The following is a 12,105-nucleotide window of genomic DNA, read 5'->3' as shown; positions in this document are numbered from 1 at the left end:
CCCATGTTAAAGCACAGTCTAATACTTTTCATCAGGAATATAAAAAAGAACAAAAGCAGCTTTTTTATAAATATCATTGGTTTGTCTACCGGACTGGCCTGTGTGCTGCTCATTTATTTATGGGTGAATGATGAATTAAAAGTAGATGGCTTTCACCAAAAGGATGACCACCTCTTCCAGGTGATGCAGAATTTTGAGCGTCCGGATGAAATTATTACCACCGATTATAGCCCGGCACTTTTAGGGCAAACCCTGTTGAATGAGTTCCCCGAGATAGAATACGTTACTTCTACGAATATCATTTTTCAGGAGAATCAGGCCAAAGGAATTCTTTCAGGCCCCGATAATTTTATAGATACCCAGGGAATGTTTGCTACCGGCGATTACTTCCGGGTATTTAGTTATCCGTTGATTCATGGAGATAAGGAAAGTGTTCTGAACGATGTAAACGGGATTGTCCTCTCCGAAGAACTGGCTCGCAAATTGTTTGGTACTGCCGAAAATATAATCGGAAAAGACCTGGAATGGGAGAGTGAAAAACTGAAAAAGACGTTTAAGGTTTCCGGTGTTTTCGGGAATATTCCACCTAACTCGACGGTGCGTTTTGACTTTGTAATGAACTACGATGTCTTACTGGATGACAATCGCGGATCCAGAGAGTGGAACAGTGATTATGCCTATACTTATCTGGTCCTGAAAGAAGGTACAGATATAGGAAACTTCAATACTAAGATTAACGGTTTTTTAAAGCCGAAACACACCTCCAGGGCCAAAAGCAGCTTGTTTGTCAGGCAGTATTCACAAAAATACCTTCGCGGAAATTATGAAAACGGAGTCCAGACAGGAGGAAGGATAAACTATATCCGGCTTTTTTCCGTTACGGCCCTGTTCATATTGCTGATCGCATCTGTCAACTTTATGACCTTATCGACTGCTCAGGCATCGCGGAAAACGAAGGAAATAGGGATCAAGAAAGCTATAGGGATGAACAGAAGGGGACTGATCTTTCAGTTTCTGGGAGAATCTGTTCTGATGGCTGTTCTTTCCTGCGCACTTGCCGTTTTACTGGTGATGCTCGTTCTTCCTCAGTTCAATGTAATTACCGGGAAGCAGTTGTCTTTTAATATCGGCCCGGAAGGCGCTTTATCAATAGCTGCCATTGTATTGCTCACCGGCTTTGTTTCCGGAATTTATCCGGCCTTTTACCTCTCCGGTTTTAAACCGGCAAGAGTGCTAAAAGGAAAACTCAGGACCTCTGTAAATGAACTTTTCGTGAGAAAGGGACTGGTAGTTTTTCAGCTTAGCCTGTCCGCTATTTTTATTGCAGGATTCCTGATCATTCAGAAACAAATCAACCTTATACAGACCAAAAACCTGGGTTACGACCAGGAAAACCTTATTTCTTTCGAGAGGCAAGGTGAGTTGGATGAGAACGATATAGATGTTTTTCTCTCCGAACTGAGAAAGATACCCGGCGTTGCCGGTGCATCCGGTATCCGGGGGAATATTATAAAGGATGTTAATCTGAACCTGGGATACTCCTGGGAAGGAAGTACGCTTCAGGATGAGGAAATAGTTTTTCCAAGTCCGCAGGTCAATTACGACTTTATTGAAACCCTGGGAATGGAGTTGAAGCAGGGCCGTACTTTTTCGAGAACGTACGGAGACGAGGCGTCAAAACTGGTTATCAATGAAGCTGCGGCCCGAATGATAGCTTATGAAGATCCCGTTGGTAAATACATTAAGAGGGGTGGGGAGCAGATGCAGATTGTCGGAATAGTTAAGGATTTTCATTACAATTCCCTTCATCAAAACATAAAACCGGTTTTTTTCAGGTTTGACCCCGGAGGACGGACCACCATTGTGAGGATCAAGGCCGGAATGGAAAAGGCAACCATCGACAGGCTCAGAGAAGTATACGAGAAATTCCATCAAAAATACCCTTTCGATTTCCGTTTTATGGATCAGGAGTACCAGAGGCTTTACGAAGCAGAGAGCAGGGTCTCTTCGCTTTCAAGATACTTTGCCGCTTTGGCTATTGTGATCTCCTGTCTGGGATTATTTGGTCTGGCAGCGTTTACCGCCGAAAGACGCCGCAAGGAAATAGGTATAAGGAAGGCGCTGGGGCAGAGCAGTACACAGGTCTCCCTGCTTTTATCGGAGGAGTTCGCCAAACTGGTCGTGATCTCCATTACCATAGGTCTACCCATTGCGTATTTGCTCGCTCAAAACTGGCTCTCTGGCTTTGCATACAGAATAGATCTGCAATTAGGATATTTTCTGATGGCAGGAATTATAACCCTGGCGATCACGCTGTTTACGGTAAGTACCCAGGCAATCAATGCCGCGTACAAAAACCCTGTTGAATCGCTAAAAGAAGAATAAAAAAAAGAAACCATGCTGACACATAATATTTTACTTTTCCTGAGAAATATAAAAAAGTATAAAAGTACTTTCCTTATCAATATTATCGGTTTATCTACCGGTCTTGCCTGTGTGATATTGATCTCACTCTGGGTAATGGATGAATTGGGCTTCGATAAGTTTCACAAGAACGATCAAGAGTTGTACCAGGTATGGAACAGGTTTGAGAGGCCTGACGGAGTTACGGTATCACACTGGACTCCCGACTTACTTGCAGAGACCATGGCCGAAAAACTGGCTGAGGTAAAAATGGCTGCTGCTGTCATCTCTGCAGAGATGATGGGAGAAGTGGCATTGTTCACGGGAGAAAAAAACCTTAAGGCCCCGGGGAGTTTTGCCGGCTCCGATTACTTTAAAATGTTTTCCTATGAATTGCTGTACGGAAATAAGAATGATGTACTAAAAGATGCCAATGCGATCGTCATCTCCGAATCCCTTGCACAAAAGCTCTACGGTTCGGCTGAAAACGCGATCGGAAAACCCCTGGAGTGGAATGCACTTAATACCCAGGCAAAACATCAGGTAAGCGGGGTGTTTAAAGATACCCCCTCCAATTCGAGTCAGCAATTCGATTTTGTACTTCCCTTCGAGGCATTCAAGAAAGTATCTGCCAATATCGGAAGACCCATAGGCTGGGACCTTAATGCTCCTTTAACCTATATCGTCCTTCGAGAAGGAACAAATGTTGAGCAATTTGCATCAAAGGTAAAAGGGTTCTCCAAACAACAAAGCGATAAGGTGGAGGCAGACCTGCTTGTAAAAAAATATTCTTCCAATTATCTGTACGGAAAGTTCGAGAACGGAGAGACAGCCGGAGGAAGGATCGAATATATCTACCTCTTTTCAACAATAGCATTGTTTATTTTGCTTATCGCCTGTATTAATTTTATGAATCTTTCCACAGCCAATGCAAGCAGACGTCTGAAAGAGATCGGAATTAAAAAAGCATTAGGCTCTGGAAGGGGAACACTGATCAAACAACATTTCGGAGAGTCGATCCTGACGTCATTCCTCGCTCTTTTTATAGCATTAATACTGGTGTATCTTTTCGTTCCTGAGTTTAATTCCATCACCGGAAAAAACCTGTCTTTAAGCTTTGACCCGAAACAGATCGGGTTTATACTTGCTGTAGTTTTACTTACAGGTGTGATTGCAGGAAGCTATCCTGCCCTGCATTTGTCGCGTTTTAATCCGGTAGCGGTCTTAAAAGGAAAACTAAAAGGCTCCCTCAGCGAACTCTGGGTCAGAAAAGGCCTGGTGGTATTTCAGTTTACATTGTCTATTGTCCTGATAGTGGCGGTATTGGTGGTTCATAAACAGATAGACTTCATACAATCGGAAAACCAGGGAATGGATAAGGACAATGTTGTTTATTTTAATAAAGAAGGTGGACTGGAAGGGAATGTGGAGGCATTTATTCGTGAAATGGAAGCTATTCCCGGGATTGTAAAAGCGAGTAGTAGTATACAAAACATTATAGGTACGGAAATCAATAAAACCAACGGGCTAAACTGGCCGGGAAAAACAAGCGGACAGGATATCAGCTTTTATGAGATGGGGATAAATTACGGCTTTACGGAAACCCTGAATGTTGGAATAAAGGAAGGAAGGACTTTTTCAAGGGATTTTGCTTCAGATCAGACCGCTATTATTTTGAACGAGACCGCAATCAAGCGTATGGGATTAAAAGATCCGGTAGGTAAGATCATCGATCTATGGGGCGAAAAAAGGAAAATTGTCGGAGTAATGAAGGATTTTCACTTCCAGTCTTTCAGGGAAACGGTAAAACCCATGTTCTTCAGAATAGTCCCCGAACAGCAATCTTTTGTTTTTATGGCAAGAATAGAAGCCGGGAGAGAAAAAGAGGTATTGCAAAAACTTGAAAACACCTATTCCAAATTCAATCCGGGCTATGTTTTTGACTATAAGTTCCTGGATGAAGATTTTCAGGCCCTGTATAATGCAGAAAACAGGGTTTCTTCCCTTTCCGGTTACTTTGCCGCTATGGCCATACTTATTTCCTGCCTGGGTCTTTTTGGACTGGCGGCGTTTACTGCCGAAAGAAGACGTAAGGAAATTGGGATCCGAAAGGCCCTTGGGCAGAGCAGCAAGCAAATCACCGTTCTTTTTTCGGGAGAGTTTGCAAAGCTGATATCGGTTTCCATTCTTTTCGGATTACCCCTGGGATATATATTGATCAACAACTGGTTATCGGGTTTTGCATACCGGATAAACCTGCATTACGGATATTTCCTCCTTGCCGGAGTAACCGCATTGGCGGTGGCTTTGTGTACGGTGAGTGTACAGGCTGTACGGGCAGCTTATAAAAACCCGGTCGAATCGCTCAGGGAAGAATAATCATCAAAAAACAAACAGCTATGTTAAGACATAACCTCTTACTTTTTTTCAGGAACATTAAAAAGAACAAGAATATTCTTTTTATCAATATTGCTGGCCTGTCTACGGCATTAGCCTGTGTACTTCTCATTTACTTATGGGTAAATGACGAATTGAAAGTAGACAGTTTCCATCAGAATAAGAACAGGCTCTTTCAGGTTATGATGAATACCCCGTTGGCAACGGGTGTGGAAACGGAAGAGTATACTCCCGGACTCCTGGCAAAAACACTAAATGAAGAAATGCCGGAGGTAGAAGCAGCGACAGCTGTTATTCCTCCTCAGTGGTTCGATGGCGGACAGGGAATAGCATCTGCGGAAGACCGCCATTTCAAAGCTGTCGGACAGTTTATCGACGAGGATTATTTTAAACTGTTCTCCTGGAAAATGATAAGCGGAAATACCAGCGGTGTCCTGGAGGACAAGCAAAGTATTTTTATATCCGAAAAGCTGGCAAATAAGCTTTTTTCAAAGCCTGAAAATGCAATAGGTAAAACAATTAGCTGGGAACGTGGAAGGTTTAGTGGCATCTACACGGTTTCAGGTGTTTTTAAAGACCCTCCTGAAAACTCCACTCATCAATTTGAGATCTTGTTCAATTACCTTCTGTTTTATGAAGCCTATGAAGATAACCTTACAAATTGGGGGAACAGTAACCCGAGCACCTTTGTACTTTTAAAGGAAGGAGTAGATAGCAAGGCTTTTGATCAGAAGATCGAAGATCTCGCTAAAGAAAAATACAGGAAGACGGTAGGAGAAAAATATCTGGAGTATATCGGGACCCTGTTTATTCAACCTGTTTCCGAAAGATACCTCTACAGCAAATTCGAAAACGGAGTACAGGCAGGAGGCAGAATAACCTATGTGAAGTTATTTTCCGTGATTGCCATTTTTATGCTGCTTATTGCTGCTATCAACTTTATGAACCTCTCCACCGCGATCGCCTCTAAAAGAATGAAGGAAATAGGGATCAAAAAAGCGGTTGGAGCCAGGCAGAGGAATATCGTCTGGCAATTCATTAACGAATCTGTATTTATTGCCTTTCTGTCTTTATGCGTTGCCTTACTGATGGTAGCCATCTTACTTCCGGAGTTTAATGAGATTACCGGAAAACATCTAAGCCTCAGCTTTTCCGCAGAATTTATTCTGTCTATTATACTCATCACCCTGTTTACAGGCTTACTGTCCGGAAGTTATCCCGCTTTGTATTTATCGAGGTTCCGACCTGTAAAAGTGCTTAAGGGAACATTGAGTTCCCCCAGGGGAGAAGCCTGGACCAGAAAAGGCCTGGTCGTCTTTCAGTTTACTGTATCGGTAGTCCTTATCGTATCCGTACTGATCGTATACAAACAGATAGAATATACCCAGAATAAAAACCTGGGCTATTCAAAAGAAAATATTATTTCCTTTAAAAAGGAAGGAAAACTCAATGAAAACCTGGTGTCTTTTGTTAACGAGATCAGGGACTTACCCGGAGTGGCAATAGCCTCCAGTTTTCAACATGACCTGGTAGGAGATAGCGGAAGTACCAGTGGTGTTAAATGGGATGGGAAGAAAGCCGGTGAAAGGGTAGAATTCGGAAATATTGAGGTCGATTATAACCTGATGGAACTCCTGGATATGCAAATGATAGCCGGGCGCACTTATTCCGAAGAATTCGGGACTGATAAAGACGATAAGAATATCATTCTTAATGAAGAAGCGATCAAGGTAATGGGGCTTGAGGACCCGGTGGGCAAAACAATTACACTTTGGGGCAAGGAAAGACAGATTATCGGAGTGGTGAAAAACTTTCATTTCCGTTCCCTTTATGAAAAATTAGGCCCCTGTATGGTACGCTTTTCCCCGGAGGGCCAGAATATCCTGGTGAAACTGGAAACAGGTTCCGAAGAAGAAACCATAAACCGCATCAGTGAAGCTTACGGGGCGTTTACAGGCGGACTTCCGTTCGAATATACCTATTTAGATAAGGATTATAACCGTCTGTATATTGCCGAGCAGCGGGTATCCGTTCTGTCGAAATACTTCGCCTCTCTCGCCATTTTAATTTCCTGCCTCGGGCTTTTTGGCCTGGCAGCTTATACGGCAGAAAGAAAACGAAAAGAGATCGGAATACGCAAAACCCTCGGGCAGGCAAGTTCACAGCTTACCGTCCTGCTTTCGGCAAGTTTTGTAAAACTGGTAGTCCTCTCGCTTGTTATTGGTTTACCGCTGGCTTATTTGATCGGTAAGAACTGGCTTTCCGGTTTTGCATATCGCATAGAATTGCACCCCTGGTATTTTGTACTGGCAGGAATCATCACCCTGTCTATAGCTCTTATTACGATAAGTACCCAGGCAATCCGGGCGGCACATAAAAACCCGGTAGATGCATTAAGGGAAGAATGATCATCAAAAAACAAACAGCTATGTTAAAACACAATTTACTACTCTTTTTAAGGAATATCAGGAAGCATAAAAGTACTTTCCTGGTGAACCTTGTAGGGCTGTCCACCGGCCTGGCCTGTGTATTGCTAATTTATCTTTGGGTAAATGATGAATTAAGTGTGGATAAATTCCATGCTAACGATCATAGACTGTATCAGGTACTGAGGAATGTACCGGATAGCTCAGGTGACATCAATACAAATGAAAGTAATTCCGATCTTCTGATACCCGCTATGATGGCGGAATTTCCCGAAGTGGAATATGCTGCACCTTTGATGGACGATTCTTCCAATGCCATTATCTCAACAGGTGATAAGACGATAAAAGGTTCCGGAAAACTGGCGGGAAAAGATTTTTTCAACATCTTTTCATTCCCGTTAATAGAAGCGAACGGAGATCAGGTCCTTAGAGGCGAGAACTCCATCGTTATTTCTAAAAAAATAGCCCTTGCCCTGTTTGATCGCTCCGAAAACCTGATAGGTGAGACAGTGAATATTTACGACAATACGGATGGGGAAGCATTATATGCAGGAGATTACAGCATATCGGGTGTTGTAGACACAGAGGGAATAAGTTCTTCCCTGGAGTTCGACTTTTTACTTACAAATGAATTATTCCTCGCCAAACGCGATCCTTATGATGCTAAATGGAACAGTAATGGTGTAAATGTTTATCTGAAACTTAAAGAAGGAACAGATGCAACGGAGTTTCAAAGCAGGCTCAATAAGTTTTACAGAGCTCAACTGGAAGTTGTTTTCAGTAAAAAGTACCACCATTATATAGGTAATATGTTCCTTCAGCCTTTTTCGGAAAGATATCTCTACAACAAATTCGAAAACGGGGTACAGGCCGGAGGCAGGATCGATTATGTGATCCTCTTTTCCGTAGTAGCTCTTATTATTTTACTTATTGCCTGCATTAATTTTATAAACCTTTCTACAGCTCAGGCATCAAGGAGATTAAAAGAAGTGGGGATCAAAAAGGTGATCGGAGCTTCCAGAAGAAACCTTATTCTTCAGTACATCGGAGAATCTGTATTTCTCACCATTATTTCCCTGGTAGTCGCCTTTGTTATTGTTTTGTTGCTCCTGCCACAATTCAACCTGATCACAGCCAAGGAGATCAACCTCCGGCCGGATCCTGAACTCATTAGCGCAGCACTGATCATTACACTCCTTACGGGTCTTATCTCCGGGAGTTACCCTGCCTTTTTTCTTTCGGGCTTAAAACCGGTAGAAACATTAAAGTCTAAATTAAAAACCTCATTCGGAGAATTTTTTACCCGAAGAGGATTAGTGGTCTTTCAGTTTAGCGTGTCCATAATATTTATTATTTCGGTCATTGTAATCTCGAAACAGATCAATTTTCTTCAATCCAAAAACCTGGGATATAACAAAGATCATGTGGTTACTTTCTTGAAGGAAGGAAAGCTGGTGGAAAATTCGGAGACTTTCCTCAAAGAATTAAAACGCAGTCCGGGAGTGCTCAATGCAACTCAATTGGAAGGAAATATTTCCAGTTTTGACAACTCGGGTGGCGGGTACAAACGAAAGGACAGGCCTTCTATTCAATTTACCTTTGCCAGGGTAGATTATGACTATGTAGAGACCCTGGGAATAGAGTTAAAGGAAGGGCGTTCATTTTCCCGGGATTTCGGAGATGAAGGATCGAAAATTATACTCAACGAAACAGCCATTAAAACCATGGAACTGGAAGATCCCATAGGCAAAATAGTGAATATCCGGGGGCAACGTGAGATCATAGGTATTGTAAAGGATTTCCATTATCAGTCCCTCTATGAAAAGATAGAGCCGATGTTTCTGCTATACCTTCCGGAAGATGCCAATAGAATTGCGGTTAAGATACAGGCAGGCAGGGAGAAAGAGACCCTGGCCGGCCTTGAAAAGCTTTACCATAAGTTCAATCCGGGCCTTCCGTTTGAATTTGAATTCCTGGATGATGAATATCAGGCACTATATACCTCAGAACAAAGAGTGGCAGATCTTTCCGGATATTTTGCCTTTTTAGCCATTCTTATTTCGTGCCTCGGGCTTTTTGGCCTGGCTGTATTTGCAGTAGAAAGAAGAAAAAAAGAGATCGGGATCCGCAAAGCATTAGGCCAGGGAAGTACTCAGATAGGAGTACTCCTGTCGGGAGAGTTTACCAAACCGGTGCTGATATCCATTCTGATTGCGGTACCGTTGGGATATCTTTTAACGCAAAACTGGTTGTCCGGTTTTGCCTATAAAATAAATATAGAACTCTGGTATTTTGTGTTGGCAAGTGTTGTTGCCCTCGTCGTTGCCCTGTTTACCGTGGGGACTCAGACCATCAGGGCTGCCTATAGAAAACCTGTTGATGCATTAAGGGAAGAATAAAGAAACAGTTATGTTAAAATATAAGTTTTTGTTGCTGTACAGGAGTATCTTAAAGGAAAGATCCTATTCTTTTATAAACATTACCGGATTGGTGATTGGAATGGTGAGCTTTCTGTTAATTGCTCAATATGTAATTCATGAGACAAGTTATGAAGATCATATTGAAGATCAGGATCGGATCTATCGTATAGGATTGGATTACTCGGCTTCAGGAGAAGAGGTATTCCGTTCTGCCGAAAATTATCCGGGAGCGGCAAGCTTTATCAAAAGAAACCTGCCTGAAATTAAAGAATACGTCCGACTCTTTGATGTGGGAAGGAAGAGCAATGTGGTAGTTAGCTATCAGGATGAAAAAGGAAATTTGGAAGAATACAAGCAAAAGGAAAGCTTTTTTGCAGACCCTTCTTTTCTTTCGGTCTTTTCTGTTAAGATGGCTCTCGGAGATCCGGAAACAGCTTTGAATGAGCCTCATAGTATACTGATCTCGGAAGATCAGGCTTCGCGATATTTTGGAAATGGAAACCCAATAGGAAAGGTGCTGCGGATGCAAAATGATGAATATGGAGATGACTTTCTGCTGAAGGTAACGGGAGTTTTCAAAAAACCGAAATCTTCATCCCATCTTAAATACGATATTTTAATATCCTATTCCACCCTTTATTCAAGGGGAAGCTACGCATCCGACTTTTTTCAGAATTCCTGGCAAAGAAAGCATGTGCATACCTATGTTCAGCTGAACCAGGGTGTAGATGAAGATGTGTTTAAATCAAATCTCGCTTCTCTGATGAAGACACATGATCATGATTTACCTCAGGACCATAAAAGATCGTTTGTTGTACAATCTATAAAGGACATTCATTTACATTCCGATCTGGCTGATGAGAATGAAGCAAACGGAAATGCCCGCTCAGTCTATATTTTTATTGTTATCGGGATCGCTATTTTACTGATGGCGTGGATCAACTATATCAACCTGGCAACCGCCAGATCACTTACAAGAGCAAAGGAGGTAGGAGTGCAAAAGGTAATGGGAGGTCAGAGAAGACAGCTTGTCGGGCAATTTATGATGGAATCTTTTGTGTTTAACGGATTTGCCATCGCCTTATCTGTCGGGATCCTGTTTTACCTCTCTCCTTTCCTCAGCGGATTTATGGGACTTGAAATCGGGGCTTTTCCTGTAAAACAAACAATCTTCTGGCTTTTAATAGCCGTTCTATGGATTGTAGGTTCGGTGCTATCCGGCTGGTATCCTGCTTTAATACTTTCGTCCTATAAAGCAGTAGATGTCCTTAAGGGAAAACTAAGTACCTCAGACAGGACAGCATCATTAAGGAAAAGCCTTGTTGTTTTTCAATTTGCCGCTTCTTCGGTATTGATAACCGGTACGATCATAATATCAGATCAGATAAATTTTATGCTTTCCGAAAACCTTGGTTTTAACCCGGAGCAACTTTTGATCGTTGAACGGGCCGCAGGCCTTCCCGGTGAAGAAGAAGAGCTGAAAAACAGTATAGATAGGTTTAAGAGAAACCTGGAGAGTTTACCCGGGATAAGCCTGGTGAGTACAGCTCAATCTATTCCCGGTAAAAAAATGAAACGATTGTTTTCGCTAAGCGAACAGGGGAGTGTACCCGGCCGGGAAATTACCGCTCAGATATCCGGAGCGGATTACGATTTTATTCAGACCCTGGAGATGAACCTGATTGCCGGAAGAGGACTTTCAAGAGACATTTCCCCCTCAAATGAAGGAGTTATAATTACCCGGTCTATGGCAGAGAAAATGGGGTATAAGGAACCTCAGGATGCTCTGGACAAGATCATAAATATTAACGGAGACGATTTTGCCAAACCGGTGGTAGGAGTTATCGAGGATTACCACCACGAATCCCTTAAAAAGAACACTATTCCCACCATGTACTGGTTGAACCGGTATGACGGGGAATACTTTTTTGTGAAGGTAAAAGCTAACGCCGGACTGGATACGACCGTTGCCGGAATAGAACAGAAATGGACAGAAGCCTTTCCCGGGAACCCATTCGATTACTTCTTTCTTGAAGACTATTTTAATCAGCAATACCTCAATGATGTGCGGTTTAAAAAATTATTCAACCTGTTTGCATGGCTTTCCATATTTGTAGGCTGTTTAGGTTTGTTCAACCTATCTGCGTATACCGTAAACCAGAGGATCAGGGAAGTGTGTATGCGAAAAGTACTGGGAGCGGGAACCCCGCATATTTTACTTTTGCTGTTCAGGCAATTCTTCGGTTTAATTGCCATAGCAGTGATCATTGCCGTGCCTTTTACCATTCATATTTTAAATGGCTGGCTTAATGGATTCGCCTATCGGATCAATATTGATGCCTGGGCATTCATTCTTTCGACAGCGGCCATCTTTATAGTGTCTACAGCAGCGATGAGTTTCCAGACCATAAGGGCGGTTAAAGCAAACCCGATCGATATTTTAAAAAATTAAAGAAAAC

At 42.4% G+C, this 12,105-nt stretch carries 5 protein-coding genes; all 5 read left to right on the top strand.

Features of this window, described 5'->3' with window-relative positions; translation table 11 throughout:
- The first annotated feature begins 3 nt into the window (after positions 1 to 3).
- From GWK08_RS06240 to GWK08_RS06220, 5 genes are read left to right on the top strand one after another with little or no spacing between them, the layout of a single operon-like run.
- Positions 4 to 2,385 carry an ABC transporter permease gene (locus GWK08_RS06240; protein WP_163606033.1) on the top strand — a complete coding sequence of 794 codons (2,382 nt, stop codon included), beginning with the start codon at positions 4 to 6 and terminating at the stop codon, positions 2,383 to 2,385.
- 12 nt (positions 2,386 to 2,397) lie between these two features.
- A complete protein-coding gene (locus tag GWK08_RS06235) occupies positions 2,398 to 4,782 on the top strand; it encodes an ABC transporter permease (RefSeq protein WP_163606032.1) in 2,385 nt (794 codons plus the stop codon).
- A gap of 20 nt (positions 4,783 to 4,802) precedes the next feature.
- The gene (locus GWK08_RS06230) at positions 4,803 to 7,208 is read left to right on the top strand and encodes an ABC transporter permease (RefSeq protein ID WP_163606031.1); all 2,406 of its coding nucleotides are present in this window, start codon (positions 4,803 to 4,805) and stop codon (positions 7,206 to 7,208) included.
- A 20-nt stretch (positions 7,209 to 7,228) separates the two neighbouring features.
- Positions 7,229 to 9,625, top strand: a complete 2,397-nt coding sequence (locus tag GWK08_RS06225) for an ABC transporter permease (RefSeq protein ID WP_163606030.1) — start codon at positions 7,229 to 7,231, stop codon at positions 9,623 to 9,625.
- Positions 9,626 to 9,635: 10 nt separating this feature from the next.
- Positions 9,636 to 12,098, top strand: coding sequence for an ABC transporter permease (locus GWK08_RS06220; RefSeq protein ID WP_163606029.1), 2,463 nt, complete (start codon positions 9,636 to 9,638; stop codon positions 12,096 to 12,098).
- The last annotated feature ends 7 nt before the right edge of the window (positions 12,099 to 12,105 follow it).

Source organism: Leptobacterium flavescens (assembly GCF_010671605.1).
Classification (GTDB): domain Bacteria; phylum Bacteroidota; class Bacteroidia; order Flavobacteriales; family Flavobacteriaceae; genus Leptobacterium; species Leptobacterium flavescens.
Note: the sequence above shows the minus strand (reverse complement) of the source record. Positions and strands in the feature narration are given on the sequence as shown.

What these genes read in the sequence shown, in the direction of transcription:
- GWK08_RS06240 (WP_163606033.1), top strand. Translation starts at nt 4, where the DNA reads ATGTTAAAGCACAGTCTAATACTTTTCATCAGGAATATAAAAAAGAAC.
- GWK08_RS06235 (WP_163606032.1), top strand. Translation starts at nt 2,398, where the DNA reads ATGCTGACACATAATATTTTACTTTTCCTGAGAAATATAAAAAAGTAT.
- GWK08_RS06230 (WP_163606031.1), top strand. Translation starts at nt 4,803, where the DNA reads ATGTTAAGACATAACCTCTTACTTTTTTTCAGGAACATTAAAAAGAAC.
- GWK08_RS06225 (WP_163606030.1), top strand. Translation starts at nt 7,229, where the DNA reads ATGTTAAAACACAATTTACTACTCTTTTTAAGGAATATCAGGAAGCAT.
- GWK08_RS06220 (WP_163606029.1), top strand. Translation starts at nt 9,636, where the DNA reads ATGTTAAAATATAAGTTTTTGTTGCTGTACAGGAGTATCTTAAAGGAA.